Here is a 24,641-nt window from a genome sequence, read left to right as displayed (position 1 = left end):
TTCAGCGACGGTGACCATGGCGAGCAACATCCCCGAGGAGACAACGAGCTTTGTCGGACGGAAAGCGGAACTTGCCCGGCTCGAACACACCCTCGCCACGCACCGGCTGACCACGCTCACCGGCAGTGGCGGTGTCGGCAAGACCAGGCTCGCCGTCCGTGCCGCCCGGCAGGCGGCGGCCGGACACCGTGACGGTGCGTGGTGGGCCGACCTGTCACCGCTCCATGACGACGGACTGCTCATCGCGACCGTCTCCGACGCGGTCGGGCTCTCCGACCACACCCTGCGCATGCCCATCGACGCACTGTGCGAATGGCTCGTCGACAAGGAACTGCTGCTGGTTCTCGACTCGTGCGAGCACCTGCGCTCCGCATGCGCGCACCTGCTCGGCGAGATCCTCACGACATCCCCCGGCCTCACCGTGCTCGCCACCAGCCGCCAGCCCCTGGACATCAGGGGCGAGCAGGTCGTCGAGGTGGACCCGCTGCCCGTCGAGGGCGCGGCCGACGCGCTGACGCTCTTCCGGGACCGGGCGGCCGTGGCGGCCCCGGGGCCCGCCCTCGACGAGCCGGGGAACGCGGAGGCCGCCGCCGAGATCTGCCGCCGCCTCGAAGGGATTCCGCTCGCCATCGAACTCGCGGCGGGAGCCCTCGGAAGGGACACCGTCGAGCAGGTCGCCGCGCGGATCAGGTCCCGCTTCGACGTACCGGCCGACACGTCGCTCTGGCCGCTGCGCCACCGCACCCTGCGCACCGCCATCGGCTGGAGCCATGAGCTGTGCACCCCGCTGGAACGGCTGCTCTGGGCCCGGCTGACCGTCCTGCGCGGCGACTTCGACGAGGCCGCGGCCCGCGAGGTCTGCGCCGGGGGACCGCTCACCGCGGACGGCGTGACCCGGGCGCTGAACGGCCTGGTCGCCAAGTCCGTCGTCGGCCGGGACGGCGTACGGCACCGCATGCTCGACACCATCCGCGAGTACGGACGGATGTGGCTCGCCGAACTCGGTGAGGAACGGGCCGCCGCCGACCGGCACGCCGCCTGCTTCCTCGGCCTGGCCCGCAAGGCCCACGCCGGCTGGACCGGCGACGACCAGATCAGCTGGTACCACCGCATCGCCGAGGCGCACGCCGACCTCTGCGCCGCCCTCGACCACCTGCTGGCCCATGACACCGCGGCCGCCCAGGAGATGGCGGGACGGATCGGCTTCTTCTGGTGCTGCTGCGGCCATCTCCCGCAGACCCGCGAATACGCCCGGCGCGCCCTGGCCGCCGGACCGGCCGAAGGACCCCACCGCACCCGCGCCCTGTGGGTGCTGGGCATCACGGTCATGCTCCAGGGCGACTACCCGGCCGCCCGCCGCCTGGGCCGGGAGTGCACCAGGGAAGCGGCGCGCGACGGCACCGACGAGGGCATCCTCGCCGCCGCCTATCTGTGCGGGCTGACCCATCTGATGACCGGCCGCCCAGAGGCGGGCCTCCGCGAGGTCGACCGGGTCCTGCGCTCGACCGGCACCGCCACCCCGCTGGAGAAGGCCTACCGGCTGCGGTGCCGGCTCATCACGGTCTTCGCCCTGACCGGGCTCGGCCGGCTGGACGAGGCGGCGGAGGCGGCCGCGGTGCTGCGTGCGGTCTGCGAGGCCCAGGACGAGTGCTGGACCCGTAGCTACGTCGACTACCAGCTCGCCCTGATCGCCCTGCTCCAGGGCGACGCCGAGTCCTCCGCCGCCCACGCCCGCTCGATGCTCGCGGGCAAGCACCGCATGCGCGACAGCTTCGGCATCGCGCTCGGCCTGGACATCCTGGCCGCGGCGATCGCCGCCCAGGGCGCGGGCGCCCGCGCCGCCCGGGTCTACGGCACGGGCCAGGTGTACTGGCGCATGGTCGGCCAACCGCAACGCGGCACCCCGGAACTGGCCCCGCTGCGCGAGGCATGCGAACGCCAGGCCCGCGAGGCCGTCGGCGACGCCGCCTACCAGCGCGCCTTCGAACGGGGCCGGGCGGACAACGCGGAGGTGGGCCTGGCCGCCGCACTCCACGGCGAACTGCTCATGTAGGGCACTTCTGCCCCGTACCGCCGGACAGGCCCTACGGCAGCCGCTGCGGGGGAACGGCCGGTACGGCCGGCGCCAGGGCGGAGAGCCGGTTCAGCAGCTCGCCGAACGGCCCGTCCGCCGGTTCCTGGCCGAGCACCCGCAGCACGATGCCCGCCATCTCCGTGTTGTACGCGGCGCTCACCGAGGCCAGCGCGGCGAAGTCGTGCACCAGCTGCAACTCCAGCTCCTCGCGCGGAATCCGTCGCCCGTCCAGCCAGATCAGAGCCGTCGACTCGGCCAGCGACACCCATGACCGCACGACCAGCTCCAGCCGTGCCGGGGGATTCTCGACCCCCAGATGGGCCAGGATCTGCTCACAGGCGGCCTGCCGCACCCCGTCGATCATCGCGTTCGCGGTCGAGGACCCCACCGCGGGCCCGCCCCGCATCAGCGCCGAGAACCCGGGCCCGTGCTCGTCGACGAAGTCGAAGAACCGTCCCATCACCTTCAGCAGCCGCGTCCCGAGCGGGCCTTCGCGAGGTTCCACGAACCGGGCCGCCAACTCGTCGGCCGCCCGCCGCAGCGCGGCCTCGTACAGGCTCTGCTTCCCCGGGAAGTAGTGGTAGACCAACGGCCGCGAGATCCCCGCGGCGGCCGCGATCTCGTCGATCGACACCTCGTCCGGGGCGCGGTGACTGAACAACTCCAGCGCGACACCGATCAGTTGCTGTCTGCGCTCCTCGACGCCCATCCTGCGCCGCACCCCGGTCGTCATGGTGGACAGCGTACCGAGTGGGGTGGCGGGGGAGCGGCGGCGGGCGGCCCCGGTATCGCCGCTCCAGCTCCCTAAAGGTCCAGCACCAGGCGCTCGCCCCGGCACCGGGACACGCAGATCAGCATCGAGTCGTCCCGTTCGGAGTCCGTCAGGAGCTCGTCCCGGTGGTCGATCTCGCCCTCCAGGACACGTTGTTGGCACGTTCCGCAGAAGCCCTGCTCGCAGGAGTACGAGACGTGCGGCAGCTCGTCGCGCACCGCGGCCAGTACCGACCGGTCCGCCGGCACCTGGACCGTGCGGCCGGAGCGGCGCAGTTCGACCTCGAAGGGGCCGGAGCCGGCCGACGACCCGGTCGCCGCCGTGAAGCGCTCCAGATGGAGGGTGCGGCCGGGCGGGAGGGCGACGGTGACCGCGTCCATCAGGGGTTCGGGGCCGCAGCAGTAGACCGCCGTGCCCTCCGCCGTGTCCGCCAGGGCCGCGGCGGCGTCCGGGTGGCCCGCCTCGTCCGCGGGGACGACCGTCACCCGGCCGCCCTCCGCGCCCAGCTTCTCGATCTCGTCCAGGAACGGCATCGAGGCGCGGGTCCGTCCGCCGTACAGCAGCCGCCAGTCGGCGCCCGAGGCGGCGACGGACCGCAGCATCGGCAGGATCGGGGTGATGCCGATGCCGCCCGCGACGAACAGGTACGCGGGGGCCTCGGCGAGCGGGAAGCGGTTGCGCGGGTCGCGGATCTCCACCTCCTCGCCCTCGCGGAGCCGCTCGTGGACCTCGCGGGAGCCGCCGCGGCCGTCCTCGACCAGCCGCGTCGCGATGGTGTACGTGCCGGGGTCGGCCGGGTCCCCGCACAGGGAGTACTGGCGGACCAGGCCGGAGGGCAGCAGGAGGTCGAGGTGCGCGCCGGGCTGCCAGGCGGCCAGGCCGGAGCCCTTCAGCCGGAGCTGTACGACGCCCTCGGCCGGGGTGGTCCGCTCGGTGATCAGCAGCCGGCGGGTGGCCGTGGTGCGTCGCTCGGAGTGGCCCGAGATCGGTTCCTCCAGCGCAGGCAGCGGCCACAGCGGGGAGTTCTGGATCCGGCGGTGCAGGGCGCGCTTGGCCAGCAGTGCGGCGCCCGCGACCAGGACCACGGTGCGCAGGCGGGGCAGGGGGAGCGGCATGGTCAGCTGGTTCCCGTCATACGGGCCTCGGCGGCCGTGGCCGCGGGCGAGTGGGCGAGATAGTCGATGGCCTGGGCCGTACTGCCCTCCTGCGAGGGGTGGTAGCCGCGGCTCAGATAGCGGGGGACCGAACGCAGCAGATCACCGGTGGCGGGCAGGGTGCCGCGCTTGCCGCTGAGGTAGAAGTCCTTGAACGACCCCTTGCCGTCCAGCAGGCTCGGGTCGTTCTCCATGAAGAAGCGGATGCCGCGCTGCCAGAGGAAGACCAGCGCGCTGAACGCCGTCGCCCAGGTGCGCGCCCGCCGCCGGTAGCCGCCGTCGACATGCATGAACACTTCGAACGCGACCGAGCGGTGCTCGACCTCCTCCGCGCCGTGCCAGCGCAGCAGATCCAGCATCATCGGGTCGGCACCGCGCCGGTCCAGCTCGTCGGCGTTCAGCACCCAGTCGCCGAGGAAGGCGGTGTAGTGCTCGATCGCCGCGATCAGCGCCACCCGCTCCATCAACCACCACTTGCGCGCCCGGCCCGGCGGCAGCGTCCGGTCGTCGAGCAGCTTCTCGAAGAACCAGTCGACCTGCGCGGTGTACGGCGTCGGGTCGAGACCGAGCTCCTTCAGGCGGGGCAGGACGTCGTCGTGCGCCTGGGAGTGCACGGCCTCCTGGCCGATGAAGCCGATGACGTCCTGGCGCAGCTGCTCGTCGTGGATGTACGGCAGCACCTGCCGGTACACGTGGATGAACCACCGTTCCCCGGCGGGCAGCAGGAGGTGGAGCACATTGATGGTGTGCGTGGTGAACGGGTCACCCGGCACCCAGTGCAGAGGAGTCTTCTCCCAGGCGAAGGAGACCTTGCGGGCCTTGAGCGGTGTCCGCTCCGACGCGACCGGCGCTGGCTGCGTATTAGACATGCTGTCAATGTACTGAGAGGTAGGTCGAGGGAACAGAGGCGTGCGGCGAATTTCTGACGCCCGCGGGGGCGGGCCGTCAGCGCAGCGCGCCCGCCCGACTGCCGTCCGCCAGCGTCCCGTTCAGCCGCGCCCGGTCACCCGCCCTGGCCGGCACGGCGAGCAGACGGCTGTCGGAGCGCGCCTCCACCCCGCCCGACGCGGTCAGCGAGGCGAACTGCTCACTGCCCGCCGCCAGTACGTACCAGCGGCCGCCCTGCGACTTCCAGAGCACCCCGGCCAGCACCTGGGGATCGCGCACCCCGCAGGCCGGGGAGTCCTCGGCCCTGGCCGCGACCGCCCCGGGCGGGCCGCCCGTCGCGACGGCCGGCGCCGACGGGGCCTGGAACTGGGCGAGGACCCGGCTCCCGGTGCCCCGCCAGGTCTCCGCCCTGGTGCACAGCCAGCGCGCGGAACCGCCCCCCTCGGGCAGCAACTGCTCGGCGTACTGCCAGGAGTTCACCGACCGCACCCCGCGCGAACGCACCGCGGGCAGCAGGCAGGCGGTCCGCGCCCAGCTGTCCCGCTCCGCCCGCCCCGCGACATCGTGCGGTGCGGACGGACGGCCCGAGGTCAGCCGGGCCGGGGTCAGCTCGCCGAGGTCCGCCATCAGCCGGGTAGTCGAGCCGTCGCGGATCTCGATCGTCTCCCAGGCACGGCAGTTGCGGGCCGTCGCCGGGCTGGTCAGCGCGGCGGTCACCCCGTCGGGGCCGCGGCGCAGCGGCCGTGGGGTGCCGCCCGGCGCCAGCAGGTCCCGCACCGAAACCGCGGTCACCCAGGGCGCGGTGAGGTAGCGGATCCGGTCGCCGGTACGGGCCACGATCAGGGCGGCGGCCGACGCCATGTCCGCGCCGTCGACCCGGGCGAAGTCGAGCGTGACGCCCTCGTCCCGGCCGGCGTCACCGGGTTCCGCGTACCGCACGACACGCAGCCCGTCGTAGAGCAGCACCACCGTCACCCGGTCCACCTCGCCCGCGTACAGCAGCTGCGGCGCACCCATCGGAGGGCCGATGGGGGTCTCCGGGGTCGCCGAGATACGCACCTCTCCGCCCGGGTGCGCCCAGACGGTGAGCGCCCGGCGCAGCAGCCGGGTGTCCTCGGCGCGGTTGCCGCGGGTGGGCCAGGCGGTGAAGTCGGTACGCGGTGAGCGCCGCCAGAACGTCGCGGCCACCCGGCTCAATCTGCCCGGATCCAGGGCCTGTTCCACGGCGGCGTCATGGGTGTACGAGGACGCGGGCGGAGCGCCGCGCCCCCAGCCGTCGCCCGGCAGCCCCAGCAGCGCCCCGCACACCAGCAGCGCCGCGACGGCCGCCAGCGCCGCCTTCGCGTGCTGCCGGCGGCGCAGCAGATCCGGTGGCCGGGCCTGGAGCGAACAGGGGTCGAACTCCGGGGAGCCGAGGAGCGCGTACGGTGCCGGAACGTCCTCCGCCTCCGTGAGCGCCGCATGCGGGTCCGCGACTCCGGCATCCGCGAGCACCCGCCGCACCTCCGCGTCGGCCAGCCCCTCCAGGCCGCGCAGGGCATGGGCGGCGCGGCCCGGACCGGAGAGCGCCGACAGGGCGTTCTCCAGGGCGAGCCCGTCCGATCCGCCCGAGTGCGGGAACAGCCGCAGCCCCCACACGAGCGGGAGGAGCGACGGCAGCCGGGCACGGGCGAACCCGCGGCGCGGCCGCCCCGCCGCCAGGGCCGCACGCAGCACCCGCCGACGGGCACACGCATACGACGGATCGACCGCCGCCGCACCGCCGGGCCCGCGCGGCACCGGTACACCGGCCCCGCCCCCGTCCCCCGACCGGCGTCCGGACAGCAGGCACCGCTGGGCAAGCGCGTGCGCCCTCAGCACCCGGCGGTGGCTGCCGAGGGACGGCGGCAGCACGAGATAGCCGAGCCGGACCAGCCGCGGATAGTGCTCGACGAGCGCCGCCCCGGCCTGCTCCCCGTCGGCCGGGGCGGCTGCGGAAGGTACTTCTGGCAGTGGACGCACGTTCAGCAGAACGAGCGAATCGTGCGATGGTCACTCCGGACCGCTCGTGCGCGGCACAACGGGACGTCACCTCACCGCAGTTGCCACCTGCTGAACTCGACCGTGCCGCGCAGTCCGCTCCCGCCGTTCGTCGCGCTCATGAAGATCCCCACGTCCTGCGACGCCGCCGTTCCCGGCACGGCGACCGTGGCCACCGTCCGCCGGTTCGACCCGTGCGCCATACCCGCGGCAGTGCGGTCGGAGGGCACCAGTCTTTGGCCCCGATTAGGACAATTCGACATCTCTTGGCAGGTAGAGCAGCATGGCTTTGCGGGAGGTGTACAGATCGTTGGCCCCCAGCAATGGTGGCGGCCAGGCGACGGGCGCCGGGTAGACCGACCCCATACGCGATCACAAAGCCATGAGCTCATATGATCTCGCTTTCTTTCCGCCGCCCACCAGGTCCAGGCCGTCCGTGAGTATCTCTCTTCTCGGCGGTTTCGACATCGTAGTCGGCGACGAACCAGTGACCGTCCCGGTCGGCTCGAAGCGACTTCTGGCGTTTATCGCGCTACACTACCGGGCCGCTGTTCCTCGAACTCTGGTTGCCGGGAGCCTTTGGCCCGAAGCATCCGAGCAAGGTGCGAACACGAACCTGCGGTCGGCATTGTCACGCCTCCAGGGCCTCGGGAAGCAAGCACTGAACATCTGCCCCGCCGAGTTGCGCCTCGCGCGGGAGGCCGACGTCGACCTGTTCCGAGCTCGGTCGTTGGCCCAGCGAATACTTGATTCCCATGTCCCGGCCGAGGAGCTCGACCTCAACGCGGCGGCTGTCGACCAGCTGTCCGCCGATTTGCTGCCCGGCTGGTACGACGAGTGGATGTTGCCGGAGGCGGAGCAATGGCGGCAGCTTCGACTCCATGCCCTTGAGGCACTGACGGGAGCTTTCATCGACACGAAGGAGTTCGCGTGGGCTGTGACGGCTGCCCATGCGGCCGTCCAAGCGGATCCGCTGCGGGAGACCAGCCAGGCTTCTCTGATTCGCGCCCACTTGGCGGAGGACAATCGGTCCGAGGCGCTGAACGACTTCGACCGCTACGAGCAGCACCTCCGCGACGAGCTGGGACTCCGCCCCACACCGCGGCTGCGCCGGCTGGTGTCCGAACTGCAGCAGTCGCGCCCCGGTAACGGATCCCGGTAGCTATCGTCACGGCCGTGTCGGGTGTCGTGCTGCGACTACGCCGTGAGCGACCAGGACGCGAGCGAGTTCCCGGAGTTTGCAAACCCGCCACTGGGCAGTGGCGGGTTCGCGCTACCGAGTTTGGTCGGTAGGTTCGGCGTGGTCAGCACGCGACAGAGGTCACGTCTGGGCGCCTTGCTGGAGGACGTTGCCGCTGGCGGGTCCGGTCTGTGCGCCTTGCTGGAGGACGTTGCCGCTGGCGGGTCCGGTCTGTGCGCCTTGCTGGAGGACGTTGCCGGTGCCGCCGGTCTGTGCGCCCTGTTGCAGGACGTTGCCGCTGGCGGGTCCGGTCTGGGCGCCCTGTTGCAGGACGTTGCCGCGGCCCTGTCCGGTCTGTGCGCCTTGCTGGAGGACGTTGCCGCTGGCGGGTCCGGTCTGGGCGCCCTGTTGCAGGACGTTGCCGCGGCCCTGTCCGGTCTGTGCGCCTTGCTGGAGGACGTTGCCGCTGGCGGGTCCGGTCTGGGCGCCCTGCTGGAGGACGTTGCCGCGGCCCTGTCCGGTCTGTGCGCCTTGCTGGAGGACGTTGCCGCTGGCGGGTCCGGTCTGGGCGCCCTGTTGCAGGACGTTGCCGCGGCCCTGTCCGGTCTGTGCGCCTTGCTGGAGGACGTTGCCGCTGGCGGGTCCGGTCTGGGCGCCCTGTTGCAGGACGTTGCCGCGGCCCTGTCCGGTCTGTGCGCCTTGCTGGAGGACGTTGCCGCTGGCGGGTCCGGTCTGGGCGCCCTGCTGGAGGACGTTGCCGCGGCCCTGTCCGGTCTGTGCGCCTTGCTGGAGGACGTTGCCGCTGGCGGGTCCGGTCTGGGCGCCCTGTTGCAGGACGTTGCCGCGGCCCTGTCCGGTCTGTGCGCCTTGCTGGAGGACGTTGCCGCTGGCGGGTCCGGTCTGGGCGCCCTGTTGCAGGACGTTGCCGCGGCCCTGTCCGGTCTGTGCGCCTTGCTGGAGGACGTTGCCGCTGGCGGGTCCGGTCTGGGCGCCCTGCTGGAGGACGTTGCCGGTGGCGGTGTCGAAGCAGAACGGGGGGTTGGACTGAGTGCAGAGGATTTCGGACGGGGCCTGGGGTGCTGCCACGGCACTTGTCGCGCCAACCCCCCCAGCGAGCGCCGCGACCAAGCTCGACACGCCGATCAGGCGGGGAATTCCTTGGCGAATGCTTCTCATCATGGTGGATTCCTTGCGTGTGGAAGCGGGTTTGCGCTTGCCTGCACCAGCCATCGTCATGTGCCGGGCATCACCGCGGCGTGACGTCGGCGTGACCGGGCTCAGCTGACGGCAGCCGGTGGATGCTCTCCGAAGGCGGCTACTTGCGCCCCAGCCATGGCCAAGGGCTTCCTCGCGGACGGCTACGTTTCCCGGGACCTGAACCGATACCGGTCGGCGAAACCGGCCGCTGTGAAGAACCGCAGGAAGATCCAGGAGGCCCTGGAGGCATGCGACCTCGCCGAGGGTTGTCGAACGGCGGCCGAACTGGCTGCGGCCACCACGCGATGGCCCGATAAGCGCAGCTGAGGGCAAGAGTCCGACCGAGCTGTGTGCTCGGCCGGCTGCGTACGGTAACAGGCCTCAGGAAGGTGTACTGGTAGCCGACGCGTCGTGCCGTCGGGGTGCGCCCGGACAGCACGCGCGTTCAGCGGAACGGACGAATCGTGCGGGGGTCACCCCGGCCCGCTCGTGCGCGGCACAACGGCCCGCCACCTCACCGCAGTTGCCACCCGCTGAACTCGACCGTGCCGCGCAGTCCGCTCCCGCCGTTCGTCGCGCTCATGAAGATCCCCACGTCCTGCGTCCCTGCCGTTCTCGGCACGGCGACCGTCGCCACCGTCCGCCAGGTCATCCCGCCGTCGGTGGAACAGGAACCCGTGCACCCGCCCCCGGCCCGGGTCAGCCGGAGCAGCACCGGGGCCTTGATCCCGGTGATCCGCCGGTACGCGTCCAGGGTGCCGTCGCCATTCGTGTCGTACGAGAGCACCACACCGTTGGACGGCGTCACCGCCAGATTCAGGAACCCCGCGGAGCCCGGCGCCGCGAGGCTGTTGCGCACCACGAGCCCCGAACGCGCCCAGCCCCCGGTGTTCTCCTGCGCGTCGACCCGCACGGTCACCTCCGCCCCGTCGGACCACGCCCCCTCCCGGTACGCGGTGCCGAACTGGCTGGTGCCCTTCCACAGGTCCTGGCCCGCCCCGTTGATCGCGAACCGCCCGCCCAACTGTCCAAAGACCGCCGCGTTCGCCGTGTACGTACGCCAGCCCGGCTCCAGCGGTGCCGCCATGTACACCGCGCCGCGCCGCAGGTCGGTCACCCGGTCCTCGCCGCGCGGCCCGTACGCGGTGCTCAGTTCGTACGGCATCGGCCGCAGCGGAGCGGTCAGCGGCTCGGACGGGGCGGTGACCCGCCAGTCCACCGAACCGGACCCGCCGGCCGCGACCTCCTCCAGGGAGGTGCCGCCCGTCGCGGTGGCGTCGAGGCCGGTGAGCGCGAGGTCGATCCGGCCGGTGGACCGCAGGCCGTTCAGATTGCGGAAGGCGGCCGTCACCGTGCCGGTGCTGCCCGGGGTGAACGCCACCGGATCGGCCGAGACCGTGACGGTGCCCTGGTACGGGGCGGTGGACAGGGTCTCGAAGACCCGCTGCGCCGTGCGGTGGGCATCGCCCGTCGCCCGTACCGGATGGACGTCGGTCCGCCGGGTCCACTCCTCCTCGCCCGGGTACCAGTCGAACGGCTTCGCCGCCCGGCCCTCCGCGAGCGCGTCGGCCAGCTCGTCCAAGTACGCCTGCCACTGCGGGAGATGGACCTCGCCCATCAGCCCGTGCCAGTCGCGGTTGGCGTAGTTGCTGAGGTCGCCGGCGGCCGTCCGGTCCGCCCAGGTGGTGATCAGGGTGCGGGCCGTCCACTCCAGCCGCACCGCCTCCGCCGGGCTCGTCGCCAGCCGTTTGGCGTCCTCCAGCCACGGCCCCAGCAGGAAGGCCCGGTGGCAGCCCGACACCGCGTCCGTCAGCCGCATCAGCTTCAGCCAGAGCGCGGCGAGCGCGCGGAACCGGACCACGTCCTTGTCGGCCTGGGCGGCCCTCAGTTGCGGCAGCAGGATCCGGGAGCGGTCGGCGAGCGCCTGCCGGGCCAGATCGGTGAGGTCGTAGCGGTAGGTGTCCGAGTCGCGCAGGGACGGGCGTACGTCGAGGAGCGCCGCGAACGCCCGGTCGAAACCGGCCGGGTCGAAGGCGAAGCCGACCGAGGAAGTGATGCTGGGCCTGCGGGAGAAGAGCGAGTCGACGGGGCGGCCGTCCGTACTCGTCAGCCGGTACGCCGTGGCGGCCAGCGCGGCGAAGGCCGCCTCCGCCGAGCGGTCGCGGCCGCCGTAACGGGCTCTCGGGTACGCCCGGAACCACGCCTCCCGGTCCACCTTCCCGGTCCGCCAAGCCAGCTCACTGAACAGCTCGAACGCCGCCGGATCGCGCTCCGCCGCCTCCGGCATGTACGCCGTGCCGACCAGGGCGCTGCCCGGCTTGTCGCGCCAGGCCGTGAACTTCTCCGTCCAGCGGTCGGTGTTGGCCCCGATCGTCGTACGGCCGCCGAAGTTCGGGATGGTGCCGAAGGCGTACGGTGCTCCGCCCCAGTCCTTCTCCCGGTCGGTGACCGTGTCCAGGTCGGAGAGGCCGTCGACGATCAGTATCCGGTCGGTGTCGATCGCCTCCAGCAGGGCCGGCCGGGGGTTGGCCTGCCAGCCGAGGATCACCCAGGTCGCGCCGGGGTGCGCGGCATGCAGGGTGGATTCGACGGCACGGGCGGCGTCCGGCACCGGGACGTCACCGGCGTTGCCGCCCTCGTGCAGCAGATCCATCTTGAAATGGTCCGCCGGGCCGAACAGCTCCTCCTGGTGCCGGTAGAAGGCGGCGGCCACCTCGGCGAAGACGGGTGTGCGGGGGTCGAGCCAGTCGGGGCGGCGCAGCCCGTTCCAGGTGCCCTGCGGGACGACCCGGGCCCCCGGATTGCGGTCCACGAAGCCGTCCGGGACCGTTCCGAAGTAGCCGGGGAACACCGGCGCCATGCCCAGCTCCCGCATCCGGTCGGCGATGCGGCGCCCCAGGGCGGCACGCCGGCCGATCAGTTCGGGGCCGAGCGGACCGCCGTATCCGCTCATGTTCTGGAGCAGCCACCACGGCTGGTGGGAGGGCGCGGGCAGCCAGGCGCGGGCCTCGGCGTCGCTGTAGCCGAAGTCCTGGAGCAGCCGGTGGTAGACGGCCTCCTGCCCGGCGGTGACCAGGACCTCGTTGCAGCCGTGCAGGGCCAGGATGTCGAGCATCCGCTCCCAGCGCGGCCAGTCGGCGTACGGGGCGGTGTAGCCGTCGTGGGTGTCGTTCAGGGCGAACCGGTGGGCGACGGTCGCGGAGCGCTCGACGGGGGTACGGGGGGCGGGCAGCCGGCGGGGCAGCCCGGGACGGCTGCCGGTCCACGAAATGGCGGCGTCGCAGGTGTACTTGAGGTACCAGTGCGCCCCCGTCAGGGCGGCGGCCGGGGTGGTGGCGGCGATCTCGATCCGCCCGGTGGTGCCGGTGACGCGGAAGCGGTCGGGGGCCTGCGCGTCGTCGCTCCGGGGGAGGGGGCGGAGACGGAACTGGTCCGCGTGGTCCGGCAGCAGACGACGGAGCGCCTCGTGCGCGGGCGCGAGGTCCCGGGCCGGAGCGGCCGGAGCGGCGGTGGCGTGCGCGGGGGCGGCGGCACCGAGCGCGGCGGCGGCGCCGACGGCTCCGGCGGTGCCCAGCAGCGTACGTCTCGTCAGTCGGGAGGAGCTGAAGGGCAGGGAAGGTTCCGTCATGGTCCGCACTCCTCGGTGTTGTTCATGGTTCTGCATGTGACAACAGGTGTGTGCGGTGCGCACGTTAATGACGGGTGAGGGGGCGGGCAATGGTGCGGACGGCGGTTTGTGCCGAACCAACTGTTCGGCCGCATGCCTGGGTGGCCGGACGGCGGGGGTCAGGCGAAGGCGGCGAGCTGGGGATCGACCGGCGCCCCGGTCATCCGGTTGGCCAGCGTCGACATCGTGTACGCGCCGATGCCGAGGACGACCTCCAGCGCGTTGCGGGCGGTGTACCCGTGCGCCAGGAACGCCTGGAGCGTCGCGTCGTCCACGGCGCCGGACGTCGCGATCACGGCCCGGGTGAACTCCCGTACCGCCTCCAGCCGTTCGTCCGCGAGTGCCCGCCGCTCGCGCAGCGCCGTGATCAGCTCGGGGTCCGCGCCGAGTGCGGTGAGCTTCGCGGTGTGCATCGCCACGCAGACGTGGCAGTCGTTGCGGGTCGCCATCGTCATGATCAGGACCTCGCGGGACAGCGGGTCCAGGGTGGTGGATTCGAAGACGGCGCTCGCCTTCAGGAAGCCGTCGAGCAGCTCCGGTGATGTGGAGATCCGGGCGACGGCGGCGGGCAGATGGCCCTGCTTCCTCGTCACCGCCTCCATGGTGCGACGGGCGGCGGCGGGGGCGGATTCGAGGGTGTGGTCGGGGAACGCGGACGCGGGCATGGCTGACCTCTCCTGGTGGCTGCTCACGCTAAAATCGACAACGTGATTGACGAAAAGGTAAACCAGGTTGTCGAGTTTCGCAATGGCTGAGCGACGGGTGGAGGCGTCCGGGCGGGACGCGGCGGGCTTCGAGCTGCCCATGCTGCTGTTCGCCGGATTCCGGTCGATCATCGACGAGTTGCACTGCGAGCTGGCCGAGCACGGCCATGTCGATGTCCGCCCCGCGTACGGCTATGCGCTCCAGGCGGTCGGCCGCGACGGGGCGACGGCCAGCGAGATCGGCCGACGGCTCGGGGTCTCCAAGCAGGCCGCCGGCAAGACCGTGGAGAGGCTCGAAGTGCTCGGGTACGTGGAGCGCGTCGACGACCCCCGCGACGGCCGGCGCAAGCTGGTCCGGCTGACCGCGCGGGGCGTCGACGTCCTGGTCAGGTCGGCCGAGGGGTTCGAGCGGCTGCGTGCCCGGTGGGTCGAGGTGCTCGGCGTCGACCGGGTGCGCGCGATGGAGGCCGATCTGCGCACGATGGTGCCCGCGAGCGCGCTCCGGCTCGATGTGCCGGGCTGGTTCAACGACTGAGGCGGCCGTGGGGACGAGCTTGGACTTTGTGAACAAGAGATAGGACGTATCTCGTGCGCGCCCTTCCCGTGGTCCCACGTGTGCGGCAGCATGCCCACGTTGGCACCCAAGAGATCCGACCATTATTGGTCGGGAGTGGGAGGGAGCCATGGCACGACGCACCCGTGTGCTCAGTGCGCTCGCACTGGCGGCGGCCGCCGCGCTCGTCCCCGTACAGGCGATCGCGCAGCAGCCCGCGCACCAGCGGCCGACGCCACCGGGCACCCCGTGCAGCGCGCCGGTGAAGCCCGCCTCGCAGATGACGGTCGAGCCCTGCGACAGCCCGGACCGGATCATCGAGAAGGCCGCGAACAACAAGCCACTCAGCCTGCCCGAGCTGCGGCCCTCCGTCATTCAGCCCCGGTCGAGATAGGCGAGCACCGCGAGGACACGGCGGTTGTCGTCGTCGGACGGCGGCAGGGAGAGCTTCCCGAAGATGTTCGAGGTGTGCTTGGCCACCGCCCGCTCCGTGATCACCATCTGCGAGGCGATCGCCGCGTTCGAACGGCCCTGCGCCATCAGCTCCATGACCTCCAGCTCGCGCGGGGTGAGCATGCCCATCGGCTTGTCCTGCGACCGCCGCGACAGCAACTGCGAGATCACCTGTGGGTCCATCGCGGTGCCGCCCGCCGCGACCCTGCGCACCGCGTCGACGAACTGGTCGGCGTCGAAGACCCGGTCCTTGAGCAGATAACCGATCCCGCCGTTGCCGTCCGCCAGCAACTCGCGCGCGTACAGCTGCTCCACGTGCTGGGAGAGCACGAGCACCGGCAGCCCCGGCTTGGCCCGCCTGGCCGCCAGCGCACACTGCAGGCCCTCGTCCGTGTGGGACGGCGGAAGCCGGACGTCGACGACCGCGACGTCCGGCTCCGACTCGGCGAAGGCACGGGTCAGTTCGGGACCGCTCTCGACGGCTGCCGCGATCTCGAAGCCGTACGCCTCCAACAGGCGGACCAGGCCGTCGCGCAGCAGGAAGAGATCTTCGGCTAGGACAACTCGCAAGGGATCTCCATGGTCACCATGGTGGGACCGCCCGCGGGGCTGCTGACGGCCATGATGCCGTCGAATGTACCGAGTCGGCGTTCGATTCCGCTCAGTCCGGAGCCGCCGCCGACCGTCGCACCGCCCCGGCCGTTGTCGGTGACGGAGACCCGCAGCGTGGCGTTCTCGTGATGGATGTCCACCCAGACGCGGTCCGCCCCCGAGTGCTTGGCGGCGTTCGTCAGCGTCTCGCTCACCGCGAAGTACGCCGCCGACTCGACCGCGGCGTCCATGCGGCCGCCCAGCTCCGCGTCGACCGCCGACTCGAAGGGCAGCCGCAGCGCCAACGCCCGTACCGCGTCCCCGAGTCCGCGCTCGGCGAGGACCGGCGGGTGGATGCCCCGGACCAGGTCGCGCAGCTCGGTGAGCGCCTCGGCGGACGACTCCCGGGCCATGGCCAGGAGCTTCTTGGCCTGCGCCGGGTCCTTCTCGATCAGCGCCTCCACGGTCCCCAGACTCATGCCCATCGCGACCAGCCGGGCCTGCGCGCCGTCATGCAGATCCCGCTCGATGCGCCGCAGTTCGGAGGCTGCGGTGTCCACCGCCTCGTGCCGGGTCTCGGTCAGCCGGTCGATGCGCCGGGCCAGCTCCTCCTCCTGGGTGGGGGCCAGCATCGCGCGGGCGATCACGAAGTGCAGCCGCAGCAGCCGCTCGCTGACCAGCACGCCGGTCGCGAACAACGCCGCACCCAGCGCGGCGGCGGCGAGGCCCGTCTCCTGGCTGGAGACCCGGACGAAGCCGTACCAGTAGCCGTCGTCGGTGAAGACCCGCCACAGCCCGGCCGCCAGCACGAAACCCTCCACCGGGTAGATGAGCAGCGCGGCGGACAGCGTCGCCACCACATAGCCGGCCGTCATGTCGACCAGCAGCCACCGGATGTCGCGCCAGGTCGCCGGGTCCTTCAGCATCAGCGTGGTCCGCTCCACCTGTCCGGTGAACCCGGTACGCAGATCCTTCGGGAAGGGGCGGTACGGGACCGGTATGCGGATGTCGGACCAGGTGGCCGCGAGCAGCCGGCGCCGGTTGGCGTGCTTGCGGACCAGCTCCAGTACGTAGGGGGTGGTGAGCAGGCCGACGCCCAGCGGGATGAAGGCGATCGAGAGCACGGCCCATACGAAGAGCGTGATCGAAGCGACCAGGCTCGCGACCGACACCACGACTCCGCGTCCGGCGGCCAGCATCGCGGCCCTTATCCGTCCCTGCTTCGCGTTCATCCCGGTCCGTCTCCCCTCGTCGGGCTTGCCGGGCCCTCGTGTCAGCCCCGGTCCGCACACAGTCTGACCCGTCGGGCACAAGGGGCGTCAGCCGTTCAGCCACCCGGTGGAGGTGGTGCTGGGTACACCGGGGGCGAAGCGCCATGAGGCGCAACCTCGCGGCACGCATCGGTGTGTGGAGCACACCACCGCAGAACCGCCATTCGCGGCTGGCTGCTCTTCGTCGTGCTCACCACGGGCATCGGCGGCGCATCCGGCGGCCGAGGGCTTCGCTGATCGGCTCGGAGGGTGTCGTGCGATCGAGGCATGGATGCCGCCCCCGCACTGGTCGTCCTGTTCGGACTCTCCATGGACTACCGCGTGTTCGTGGTCGCCCGGGTCCGCGAGGCCCACGACCGGGGACTGCCTACCCGGGCCGCGATCGACGAGGTTGCACGGATGGTCCTGCTGCCCTCCGTGATGGCCCTGCTGGGCGAGCGGAACTGGCGCACCCCCCGCGCCCTGACCCGCCTGCCGAGCCCGGAGCACGAGGAGCCGGAGCGGGGGCCGGGCGACGCGGCTGACCGGCGCGGCCTGCCCTGCACATGGAGCGGCCCCGGTCCGGTACGTACCGGACCGGGGCCGCTCCACATGCCTTCCGGTGCGTCAGGGCGTGTACTTGTACCCGACGCGCCGCACCGTCTGGATCGAACGGCGGTGTTCGGCGCCCAGCTTGCGGCGCAGCCGGGCGATGTGGACATCCACGGTGCGCCCGTCGCCCACATGCCCGTAGCCCCAGACCGTGGTCACCAACTGGTCGCGGGTGTGCACCCGGTGCGGGTGCGCGACCAGATGGGCGAGCAGCTCGAACTCCAGGTAGGTGAGGTCGAGGGTGTTCCCGTCCACCGCGGCGGTGCGCTGTACGGGGTCGATGCGCACCGGACCCGCGGCCGGTTCGTCCACCGGTGTCGGCACCACGTACTGGGCGGCCGCGGCGGTGGCCGCGGTGACGGCGGGCTGCTGGTCGGCCGGTACGAGCACCAGGTAGCCGATCATCGGCGGCCGGCCCGGCAGCGCCGGAACGGTGTGCTGGGGTGCGGGCAGCCAGGTGGCACCCGGCGGCAGGAACTCGGCCACATCGGCCAGCTGGACGACCTCGTCGGGGTCGACGGCGCGCAGCCGGTGGCGGTTGGGCGAGAGGGAGCGGGCGGAGGTGGTGGCCGCAGCGGTCGCCGAAGGCGCTGAGGTGGCAGCGGCCGAGGCGGAGACGGTACGAGTGTTCGCCATGAGGGTCAGCTCTTTCGCGCGAAGGAGTCGTCGGTGGACGGACTTGCTTGCGCGCGGGCCGAAGGCCGGGGTGAGTCGGCTTTAGAGGGCCTGCGCGTTCAACGCGCGACAACACACCCGGTCGAAGTCATGGTGCTGACGGGAAGGCCAGAACGGTTCGAGGTCGCTGCGACCTGTCGAGGTGTGCTGGATGCTGGCCATGTCCCCATTGAACCAGAGAACCGGACGGCGGAGCAGACCTCTCTCGCCCGTCGATACGGACCCTTTGCGTTACCTCCCTCACCTCGGGTTTCTGTTCGGCCGCCGCAACCGATGGGCCGGTAACAGCATCGGCCCACGGCGCGGTGCCCCTCTCAACCCACCAGCCGCTTGCGCCAGTCCAGGCCGGTCAGCTCGATCGCCTTGTCCGGCGAACCGTCCCACTCCACCGTCAGCCCCGCCTCGCCGAGCGCCTGGACCACCTCCCGGCCCACGGCGGCGGTCGCGTCCTCCGCCCGGCCGAACCCGCCGTAGTACAGCGCGAGACCGTGCCCGGACGCCGCACGCTCGGTGCCCTGCGTATGGAAGAAGACGAAGCCGCGCGCATCCTCACGCCCGGCGCCCCGGATCTCGGCGAGACCGCACGACCGGCAACAGGTGAAATGCTCCATCGCCGTGATCCCGCCCCAGTCCAGCCGGGCGAAAGCCTGCGTCAGCCGGTCCGCGTCGGTCACGTCCGGCCACTGGCGCTGCTCCTCGACCCGCTCCAGCCACAGCCGCTCCACCAGCTGCCGCGCCTGCGCGTGGGTCACCGGATGCACGCCGTCCTTCACGAGGTAGTCCTCGGCCGTACGGGAGAGATCCTGGACCGTCCCGTATCCGCAGCGGAGCAGCTCCCGTATCCGCTTCTCCAGCTGCTCCCGGATCTCCGCCGGGAGCTCCGGCACCGGCTCATCCTCCGGCACGTCGGCGCGCTCCCACTCCACACCCGCGTCCCAACCGGGCTCCTGGCGCGCCCAGCGGGTCATCAGCTCGGCGACCCGCTCCGGCGCATCGACCATCGTCCGGTAATGCGTGGCGGCACTACCGGAGCGGCGCTCCAGCTGGTAGCCCTCACCGTGGTCGAACCAGACCTGCACGAAGGTCCCGGGGAGGTCGGGTATGCGCTGCACGACCAGGAAACGGTCACCCTTCATGCCGATCCGGTGCACCAGGTCGCTCAGCGTCCGGTCCGAAATCCTGGTGTGCGTCTCGGAGTTCTCGGTCTCCACCTTGATGTCGAGCATGCGCCAACCCTGACACAGGCCACTGACAACGGACCGGGCGCGGGGAGCGGGATCCGGATCAGACCTGGTCGGCCTTCTCCAGCGCGGTGCAGCAGGTGTCGACGATCAGCCGCGTGACGACGTACGGGTCGACGTTGGCGTTCGGGCGGCGGTCCTCGATGTAGCCCTTCTGGTCCTGCTCGACCTGCCACGGGATACGGACCGAGGCGCCGCGGTCGGAGACGCCGTAGCTGTACTCGTTCCACGGGGCGGTCTCGTGCAGACCGGTCAGCCGGTCGTCGATGCCCGCGCCGTAGTTCTTGACGTGGTCCATCGGCTTCGAGCCCTCGCCCAGCGACTCGCACGCCGTGATGATCGCGTCGTACCCCTCGCGCATCGCCTTGGTGGAGAAGTTGGTGTGCGCGCCCGCGCCGTTCCAGTCGCCCTTGACCGGCTTCGGGTCGAGGGTCGCGGAGACGTTGAAGTCCTCGGCGGTGCGGTACAGCAGCCAGCGGGCGACCCACAGCTGGTCGGAGACCTCCAGCGGGGACAGCGGGCCGACCTGGAACTCCCACTGGCCGGGCATGACCTCGGCGTTGATGCCGGAGATGCCGAGACCCGCCCGGAGACAGTTGTCGAGGTGCTTCTCGACGATCTCGCGGCCGAAGATCTCGTCGGCGCCGACCCCGCAGTAGTAGCCGCCCTGCGCGGCCGGGAAGCCGCCCTCGGGGAAGCCGAGCGGCCGGTGGCCGTCGAAGAAGGTGTACTCCTGCTCGATGCCGAAGATCGGCTCCTGCCCCGCGAACTGCTCGGCCACCGGGCGCAGCGCGGCACGGGTGTTGGACGCGTGCGGCGTCATGTCGATGTCGAAGACCTCGCACAGCACGAGGATGTCGTCGCCGCCGCGGATCGGGTCGGGGCAGGTGAAGGCCGGCTTCAGCACCCGGTCGGAGGCGTGGCCCTCGGCCTGGCTGGTGCTCGAACCGTCGAAGCCCCAGATCGGCAGCTCCGTCACGTCCTGCGAGGGGCTCCCGGTCATGATCTTCGTCTTGGAGCGGAGCTTGGCGGTCGGCTCGGTGCCGTCGATCCAGATGTACTCAGCCTTGAACGTCACGGAAGCCATCCTTTGCGGGTGCTGCGGTGCTGCGGTCCGGTCTACGCAGCGCAGCTTCGCAAGACGCGATTTCCCGTCCGTTGCCCGAATGTGAACCCCGTGTTACCGAGGTTTCCTGCGTTACGCGCGGGCCCTGAGCAGAGACTCGAAGCCGGCCGCGCGGATCCGGCGCACCACTTCCTCCTCGGTGGTGCCCAGCGCCTCGGCCGCCCCAGCGAGCCGCCAGTCCGCGTCGGCGAGCCGGTGCAGCAGATGGCCGCGCCTGATCTGGGCCTCGGACAGCCGGAACGTCTTCAGGTACGCGACCTGCCCCTTGTGATCGGTGATCGTCTCACCGATGTGCTGCCCCGCCCCGCCCGGCAGGAACGGCGGCAGGAACCGCCACAGCGTGAACGAACCCATCCGGTACACCCGGTCGAAGGCGTACGAGCTGTCCAGCAGCTCACCCGCGAACAGGGTGTCGTGCGCCTCGGCCCACTCCTGCTCCTGGGCCCGCGCCGCCGCCCGCAGACCGGCGAGCGTCCGCAGCTGCGGACCGTCGGGTATCCGCGCCGCGAACTCCGGCACCGGAGCGCCGTACATCGCGTACTGGTGGATCAGCTCACCGTACAGATCCTCGACGAGCGACGCGTGCAGCAGCCGGTAGTCGTCCGGGTGCGGCACCACGAACGCGGCGGCGAGCGCGTCGGCCGCGTACACCATCACTCCGCACTGGCCGGGATGGATCTCGAAGACCTGCAGCGCGTCGCCGAGCCCCCGCACCGTCCACCCCATGTACGCGTCCTCGGCACGCGGCGAGAGCCCGTCGCGCAGTGCCTGCCGCGACCACTCCTCCCAGGCGATGGCGGGGCCGCCGAAGTGCAGGGAGAGGTAGCCCTCCAACGCGAGGTGCAGCGGCAGGAAACGCAGCCGGTCGCCCGGCCGGCGCTTCGCCATCCGGTGGTGGCGGTGGCGCTGGAGCCGCGCCGTCCGGGGCGCCGGCCGGCTCCCGGTCGCGGAGCCCGCCGGGGCGCCGAGCTGCGTTCCGTACGCGGCGGACTGCTCGCCCTCGCCGGACCAGTCGGCGACGAAGCCGTGCGGGATGACCGAGGCGTAGTGTGCGCGCGGCCCGACGTCCACGACGCCGTACCCGTAATCCGTGTAGAGCTCCTCGTGCAGCCGAAGCCCCTCGACGGGCTGCTCGCGCACCAGCGGCACCAGCCGGATGCCGCCCCACACCTGGGCGGGGCGGGTGGCGAGCCCGGTCAGTTCGAGCCTGTTCACGATGCCGCTCCCGCCCCGTCGTCACTCACGAACCGCGCCACCTGCCGGTCCAGGTAGGCGTACAGCGCCGCCGCCCCCGTACGTCCCTCGGCGAAGCCCGCGATCTCCACCAGCGCCGGCAGGTCCTCCGCGTCCCGGACACCCGCCGTGGGCACGCCCGGCGAGAGGCGCCGCACATCGAAACCGTCCGCGTCGTATACGGGGTTCACATGGACCACCGCGGTGCGCCGGTCCGGGTCGAGCCGGGTCCGCCACACCCGCAGCACCTCGCCCGCGAGTCCGGGCGGCGCGTTGTCCCAGCCGTCCGAGACGATGACCAGCCGGTCGGGGCCGTGCTCCAGGGCGTCCAGTACGCGGATGCCGAGCGGGGTCGGCCCCCAGGGCCTGACCAGCAGCGGATCGGTACGGCCCGAAGTCCACAGCGGGGTGTACGCGCCCGGCGCGGCCAGCGCCTCCAGCAGGAAGTGGCAGGCCAGCGCCACGGCGAGCGGGCGGCGCCGCTTCTCGCCCGACCCGGACGAGGAGTAGCTGTCGTCCAGTACGGCGGCGACCCGGCCCCAGCTACCGGCATGCGGGCCCGCTGCGCGACGGGCCGCCGTACGCAGCGCGCGGGTCAGCTCCTCGCGGTGCAGCCGCCGCGCCTCGAAGCCGAGCGACAGGACGTACAGGGCGAGCCGGGTCAACGGCATCACGGTCAGGTCCACGCCCGCGGGCAGAGGCGCATCGTTTCCGCTGCTGCGCTGCCCCAGGGTCCGCAGCCGCTCCAGCCGGGTCATCCGCGGCACCATCCGCTCCAGGAACACCTCGCGCTTCACCCCGCGCCGGGCGGCGAAGCCCTCGGCGACCGTGAACGGCAGCTCCTCCACGGCCCCCTGCTCGTAGTGGGCGCGCCGCCAGGCGTCGAGCAGTTGGTGCCGGTAGCGCGGCCGGTGTCCCGGCCGGAACAGGAAGTCCCCGGTCTCGACGGACCCGCCCGGCTCCCCGGCCCCGCCGAACCGGAGGTGGACATGGCGGGCCGCGGTCTTCAGGCCGGAGCGGTACTTCACCGCGTCGTGCGCCGGGTCGGGCCGGGCGGCCAGCCAGTCCCGCATGATCGCGCGAGTGCGCCGGTTGTTCACCTTGGCCGCGCGCAGCTCCCGGAACAGCCGGTAGACGCGCTGCGGCGGCACCTTCGCCAGCCGGGCGGCGATCAGCCGGCCCTCGGTGCGCTTCTCCTCGGCGTCCGCGTCGGCGGCGTGCTCCAGCAGACCCCGGACGATGCGCACGGCGTTGTGGTCGTTGATGTCGAGGGCGAGCGCGGCGGCGTACACCCGGCGGTAGTTGACGCGTACGTACTCATGGAGGAAGTCCAGCGAGAGCTGCTGCTGATGCGCGGTCGAGCGGAACTCGCGCTGCCCGGTCGCGGTGATCGCCGCGTTGACGAAGAGCAGCACGTCCTCGGCCGCGACGAGACCGGCGTCGGTCCCGGTGCTTGTGGTCATGGTTTCCCCCGTGGTGTCACGCGCCGCCGTACGAGGAGGCGGGGCGCCGGCCGGGGAATGGGGGCGCGAACAGCGAAATCACTGCTTTAGAGGCAAGTCCCGGAAGTCGCAGCCGGAGTCCCGCGGCCGGCCCCGCAAACGTAGCCATCGGCAGCGCCTCGCGCCAACTCAATACGGGGCGGGCCCGGCCGACCCGGCAGACTTGCCCCATGACGACACTTCCCGCGACCCCCCTGCGCATCGGCCTCGTCGGTACGGGCCCCTGGGCCCGGAACACCCAGGCCCCCGCCCTCGCCGCCCACCCCGGCGTCGTACTGAGCGGTGTCTGGGGCCGCCGCCCCGAGGCCGCGCAGGAGCTGGCCGCCGCGCACGGCACCACGGCGTACAGCGGCGAGGCGGGCATCGACGAGCTCTTCGCCGCCAGCGACGCCGTCGCGTTCGCCGTGCCGCCGGACGTCCAGGCCCCGCTCGCCGCCCGCGCCGCGGCCACCGGCCGTCATCTGCTGCTGGACAAGCCGGTCGCGACCACCGTCGTGGGAGCCCGCGAGGTCGTCCGGGCCGCCGAGCAGACCGGGGTCGCCTCCGTTGTCTTCTGCACCCTGCGGTTCGCCGCCGAGACGTCCGCCTGGATCGCTGAACAGGCCGTCGCGGACGGCTGGTTCACCGCCCGCGGCGAGTGGATCGGAGCGCTGTTCGCCCCGGGCGCGACGCATGAGTACGCGGCCTCGCCGTGGCGCCGCGACAAGGGCGGCCTGTGGGACGTCGGCCCGCACGTCCTGTCGGTCCTGATCCCGGTGCTGGGCGATGTGACCGGGCTGACCGCGGCCCGCGGCCCGTCCGACACCACGCATCTCATCCTCCGCCACACCTCCGGCGCGTCCAGCACGGTGACGCTCGCCCTGGGGGCACCCGTGGGCGCGGTCGCCGCGGAGATCGAGCTCAGGGGCGAACAGGGAACGGCCACCCTGCCGAGGTGGGGCGAGGCGGTCGGCGCGTTCCGGGCGGCGGTCGACGCCCTGATCCATTCGGTGCGTACGGGGGAGCCGCACCCGTGCGACGTACGGTTCGGGCTGCGCCTGACGGAGCTGCTGGCGGAGGCGGAGAAGCAGACGGGCGCGTAGGGCGGCGACAGCTCCGCCGCCGCGCTCGCTGCGTCAGCGTCCGGCGGAGCCCCGGCCGGGCCCCGACCTCGGGGCCAAGTCATCGGGCCGGGGCGCCAGGTGTCCTCCCGTCGCGCCGGTGGTCAGGGAATCGAGGTGACCGCCTGATGCGCGGCGTACAGGAAGCGCCGGACGGCAGCCGTCTCGTTCTCGTCGAAGTCGCGCAGCACCGACACCGTGTTCTCGATCAGGGGCCCGAAGAACGCCCACCCCAGCTCCACCGCCCGCTCGTCCACCGCCAGCAGCACCCGCCGCCGGTCGCGCGGGTCGCGGGTGCGGGTGAGATGGCCGAGCCGTTCCAGGCGGTCGATGACGGCGGTGGTGCCCGCGGAGTTGAGCCCGAGCTGCGCGCCGAGCCACCCGGCGGTGGCGTCCGTCCCCGCCCGCTCGGCGTCCAGCAGGCAGATCAGGGCGCGGACATCGGTGCTGTGCATGTGATGGAGAGCCGCGAACTCGGCTTGGCGCAGCCCGAATTCGACGGTCACCTTGCGCAGCAGATGGACGATCTCCAGTTCGGGACCCTGCTCGCTCATCGACGCTCCTTCCGCCCCACCGAGTCTATTATCTCGCCGAGCGAGATAATATCCGGGAGCGGTTCCAGGAGTGGTTCACGGCAGGAGCAGTACGAC

The 24,641-nt window shown here is 72.1% G+C and carries 22 protein-coding genes and 1 pseudogene; 7 read left to right on the top strand and 16 right to left on the bottom strand.

Going from position 1 to position 24,641, the window contains the following annotated elements:
* Positions 1-16 precede the first annotated feature (16 nt).
* Positions 17-2,053 (top strand): ATP-binding protein, encoded by a 2,037-nt coding sequence (locus OG978_RS12090; RefSeq protein WP_326765220.1) that lies wholly within the window; start codon positions 17-19, stop codon positions 2,051-2,053.
* 31 nt (positions 2,054-2,084) lie between these two features.
* Here OG978_RS12090 and OG978_RS12085 read toward each other — a convergent pair whose 3' ends face one another.
* The 5 genes from OG978_RS12085 to OG978_RS12065 all read right to left on the bottom strand — a co-directional run bounded on the left by OG978_RS12085 (position 2,085) and on the right by OG978_RS12065 (position 7,110).
* Positions 2,085-2,807 carry a TetR/AcrR family transcriptional regulator gene (locus tag OG978_RS12085; protein WP_326765219.1) on the bottom strand — a complete coding sequence of 241 codons (723 nt, stop codon included), beginning with the start codon at positions 2,805-2,807 and terminating at the stop codon, positions 2,085-2,087.
* 71 nt (positions 2,808-2,878) lie between these two features.
* Positions 2,879-3,961, bottom strand: coding sequence for a PDR/VanB family oxidoreductase (locus OG978_RS12080; protein ID WP_326765218.1), 1,083 nt, complete (start codon positions 3,959-3,961; stop codon positions 2,879-2,881).
* 2 nt (positions 3,962-3,963) lie between these two features.
* Complete coding sequence (locus OG978_RS12075) at positions 3,964-4,869, bottom strand: metal-dependent hydrolase (protein WP_326765217.1); 906 nt, start codon at positions 4,867-4,869, stop codon at positions 3,964-3,966.
* Positions 4,870-4,945: 76 nt separating this feature from the next.
* Positions 4,946-6,889 (bottom strand): hypothetical protein, encoded by a 1,944-nt coding sequence (locus OG978_RS12070; RefSeq protein ID WP_326765216.1) that lies wholly within the window; start codon positions 6,887-6,889, stop codon positions 4,946-4,948.
* A gap of 71 nt (positions 6,890-6,960) precedes the next feature.
* On the bottom strand, positions 6,961-7,110 hold the full coding sequence (locus OG978_RS12065) for a hypothetical protein (protein ID WP_326765215.1): 150 nt from the start codon (positions 7,108-7,110) through the stop codon (positions 6,961-6,963).
* A 233-nt stretch (positions 7,111-7,343) separates the two neighbouring features.
* On the opposite strand from OG978_RS12065, the gene OG978_RS12060 reads away from it, so the two are divergent.
* Positions 7,344-8,069, top strand: a complete 726-nt coding sequence (locus OG978_RS12060; protein WP_326765214.1) for an AfsR/SARP family transcriptional regulator — start codon at positions 7,344-7,346, stop codon at positions 8,067-8,069.
* 159 nt (positions 8,070-8,228) lie between these two features.
* Here OG978_RS12060 and OG978_RS12055 read toward each other — a convergent pair whose 3' ends face one another.
* Positions 8,229-9,173, bottom strand: a complete 945-nt coding sequence (locus tag OG978_RS12055) for a hypothetical protein (RefSeq protein WP_326765213.1) — start codon at positions 9,171-9,173, stop codon at positions 8,229-8,231.
* 246 nt (positions 9,174-9,419) lie between these two features.
* Here OG978_RS12055 and OG978_RS12050 point away from each other — a divergent pair, with 246 nt between their 5' ends.
* The gene (locus tag OG978_RS12050; protein ID WP_326765212.1) at positions 9,420-9,611 is read left to right on the top strand and encodes a hypothetical protein; all 192 of its coding nucleotides are present in this window, start codon (positions 9,420-9,422) and stop codon (positions 9,609-9,611) included.
* 187 nt (positions 9,612-9,798) lie between these two features.
* Here the strand turns inward: OG978_RS12050 and OG978_RS12045 are convergent, their stop codons facing one another.
* Together OG978_RS12045 and OG978_RS12040 are read right to left on the bottom strand one after the other, a co-directional pair.
* Positions 9,799-12,912 carry an alpha-N-acetylglucosaminidase gene (locus OG978_RS12045; RefSeq protein WP_326765211.1) on the bottom strand — a complete coding sequence of 1,038 codons (3,114 nt, stop codon included), beginning with the start codon at positions 12,910-12,912 and terminating at the stop codon, positions 9,799-9,801.
* Positions 12,913-13,070: 158 nt separating this feature from the next.
* Complete coding sequence (locus tag OG978_RS12040; RefSeq protein ID WP_326765210.1) at positions 13,071-13,616, bottom strand: carboxymuconolactone decarboxylase family protein; 546 nt, start codon at positions 13,614-13,616, stop codon at positions 13,071-13,073.
* An 82-nt stretch (positions 13,617-13,698) separates the two neighbouring features.
* Here OG978_RS12040 and OG978_RS12035 point away from each other — a divergent pair, with 82 nt between their 5' ends.
* Complete coding sequence (locus OG978_RS12035) at positions 13,699-14,190, top strand: MarR family winged helix-turn-helix transcriptional regulator (RefSeq protein ID WP_326765209.1); 492 nt, start codon at positions 13,699-13,701, stop codon at positions 14,188-14,190.
* Between the two features lie 148 nt (positions 14,191-14,338).
* Positions 14,339-14,602, top strand: a complete 264-nt coding sequence (locus OG978_RS12030; protein WP_326765208.1) for a hypothetical protein — start codon at positions 14,339-14,341, stop codon at positions 14,600-14,602.
* On the opposite strand, the gene OG978_RS12025 is transcribed toward OG978_RS12030, so the two are convergent.
* A complete protein-coding gene (locus tag OG978_RS12025; RefSeq protein WP_326765207.1) occupies positions 14,584-15,231 on the bottom strand; it encodes a response regulator transcription factor in 648 nt (215 codons plus the stop codon). The genes OG978_RS12030 and OG978_RS12025 overlap by 19 nt on opposite strands.
* Entirely contained in the window at positions 15,216-16,484 is a 1,269-nt protein-coding gene (locus tag OG978_RS12020) for a sensor histidine kinase (RefSeq protein ID WP_326765206.1), read from the bottom strand. The genes OG978_RS12025 and OG978_RS12020 overlap by 16 nt, the downstream gene beginning before the upstream one ends.
* 266 nt (positions 16,485-16,750) lie before the next feature.
* On the opposite strand from OG978_RS12020, the pseudogene OG978_RS12015 reads away from it, so the two are divergent.
* Positions 16,751-17,021 (top strand): annotated as a pseudogene (locus OG978_RS12015) (MMPL family transporter); the annotation flags it as partial.
* Positions 17,022-17,129: 108 nt separating this feature from the next.
* On the opposite strand, the gene OG978_RS12010 reads toward OG978_RS12015, so the two are convergent.
* From OG978_RS12010 to OG978_RS11990, 5 genes are all read right to left on the bottom strand, one after another.
* Positions 17,130-17,750, bottom strand: a complete 621-nt coding sequence (locus OG978_RS12010; RefSeq protein WP_326765205.1) for a winged helix-turn-helix domain-containing protein — start codon at positions 17,748-17,750, stop codon at positions 17,130-17,132.
* A 353-nt stretch (positions 17,751-18,103) separates the two neighbouring features.
* Positions 18,104-19,015, bottom strand: a complete 912-nt coding sequence (locus tag OG978_RS12005) for a DUF6891 domain-containing protein (RefSeq protein WP_326765204.1) — start codon at positions 19,013-19,015, stop codon at positions 18,104-18,106.
* A 58-nt stretch (positions 19,016-19,073) separates the two neighbouring features.
* The gene (gene glnII / locus OG978_RS12000) at positions 19,074-20,108 is read right to left on the bottom strand and encodes a glutamine synthetase (RefSeq protein ID WP_326765203.1); all 1,035 of its coding nucleotides are present in this window, start codon (positions 20,106-20,108) and stop codon (positions 19,074-19,076) included.
* Positions 20,109-20,228: 120 nt separating this feature from the next.
* Positions 20,229-21,371 carry an ARPP-2 domain-containing protein gene (locus OG978_RS11995; protein WP_326765202.1) on the bottom strand — a complete coding sequence of 381 codons (1,143 nt, stop codon included), beginning with the start codon at positions 21,369-21,371 and terminating at the stop codon, positions 20,229-20,231.
* Positions 21,368-22,852 carry a hypothetical protein gene (locus OG978_RS11990; protein ID WP_326765201.1) on the bottom strand — a complete coding sequence of 495 codons (1,485 nt, stop codon included), beginning with the start codon at positions 22,850-22,852 and terminating at the stop codon, positions 21,368-21,370. The genes OG978_RS11995 and OG978_RS11990 overlap by 4 nt, the downstream gene beginning before the upstream one ends.
* A 209-nt stretch (positions 22,853-23,061) precedes the next feature.
* On the opposite strand from OG978_RS11990, the gene OG978_RS11985 reads away from it, so the two are divergent.
* A complete protein-coding gene (locus OG978_RS11985; protein ID WP_326765200.1) occupies positions 23,062-23,973 on the top strand; it encodes a Gfo/Idh/MocA family protein in 912 nt (303 codons plus the stop codon).
* Between the two features lie 122 nt (positions 23,974-24,095).
* Here the strand turns inward: OG978_RS11985 and OG978_RS11980 are convergent, their stop codons facing one another.
* On the bottom strand, positions 24,096-24,545 hold the full coding sequence (locus tag OG978_RS11980) for a MarR family transcriptional regulator (RefSeq protein WP_326765199.1): 450 nt from the start codon (positions 24,543-24,545) through the stop codon (positions 24,096-24,098).
* Positions 24,546-24,641: the final 96 nt, after the last annotated feature.

It is taken from the genome of Streptomyces sp. NBC_01591, assembly GCF_035918155.1.
In the GTDB taxonomy this organism is placed as follows: domain Bacteria; phylum Actinomycetota; class Actinomycetes; order Streptomycetales; family Streptomycetaceae; genus Streptomyces.
The sequence above is the reverse complement of the archived record's forward strand: the minus strand, read 5'-3'. Positions and strand labels throughout refer to the sequence as shown.

Coding starts and splice junctions, on each gene's coding strand:
- OG978_RS12090 (WP_326765220.1), top strand. CDS start 17: ATGGCGAGCAACATCCCCGAGGAGACAACGAGCTTTGTCGGACGGAAA.
- OG978_RS12085 (WP_326765219.1), bottom strand. CDS start 2,807: ATGACGACCGGGGTGCGGCGCAGGATGGGCGTCGAGGAGCGCAGACAG.
- OG978_RS12080 (WP_326765218.1), bottom strand. CDS start 3,961: ATGCCGCTCCCCCTGCCCCGCCTGCGCACCGTGGTCCTGGTCGCGGGC.
- OG978_RS12075 (WP_326765217.1), bottom strand. CDS start 4,869: ATGTCTAATACGCAGCCAGCGCCGGTCGCGTCGGAGCGGACACCGCTC.
- OG978_RS12065 (WP_326765215.1), bottom strand. CDS start 7,110: ATGGCGCACGGGTCGAACCGGCGGACGGTGGCCACGGTCGCCGTGCCG.
- OG978_RS12050 (WP_326765212.1), top strand. CDS start 9,420: ATGGCCAAGGGCTTCCTCGCGGACGGCTACGTTTCCCGGGACCTGAAC.
- OG978_RS12045 (WP_326765211.1), bottom strand. CDS start 12,912: ATGACGGAACCTTCCCTGCCCTTCAGCTCCTCCCGACTGACGAGACGT.
- OG978_RS12040 (WP_326765210.1), bottom strand. CDS start 13,616: ATGCCCGCGTCCGCGTTCCCCGACCACACCCTCGAATCCGCCCCCGCC.
- OG978_RS12035 (WP_326765209.1), top strand. CDS start 13,699: ATGGCTGAGCGACGGGTGGAGGCGTCCGGGCGGGACGCGGCGGGCTTC.
- OG978_RS12030 (WP_326765208.1), top strand. CDS start 14,339: ATGGCACGACGCACCCGTGTGCTCAGTGCGCTCGCACTGGCGGCGGCC.
- OG978_RS12020 (WP_326765206.1), bottom strand. CDS start 16,484: ATGAACGCGAAGCAGGGACGGATAAGGGCCGCGATGCTGGCCGCCGGA.
- OG978_RS12010 (WP_326765205.1), bottom strand. CDS start 17,750: ATGGCGAACACTCGTACCGTCTCCGCCTCGGCCGCTGCCACCTCAGCG.
- OG978_RS12005 (WP_326765204.1), bottom strand. CDS start 19,015: ATGCTCGACATCAAGGTGGAGACCGAGAACTCCGAGACGCACACCAGG.
- OG978_RS11990 (WP_326765201.1), bottom strand. CDS start 22,852: ATGACCACAAGCACCGGGACCGACGCCGGTCTCGTCGCGGCCGAGGAC.
- OG978_RS11985 (WP_326765200.1), top strand. CDS start 23,062: ATGACGACACTTCCCGCGACCCCCCTGCGCATCGGCCTCGTCGGTACG.
- OG978_RS11980 (WP_326765199.1), bottom strand. CDS start 24,545: ATGAGCGAGCAGGGTCCCGAACTGGAGATCGTCCATCTGCTGCGCAAG.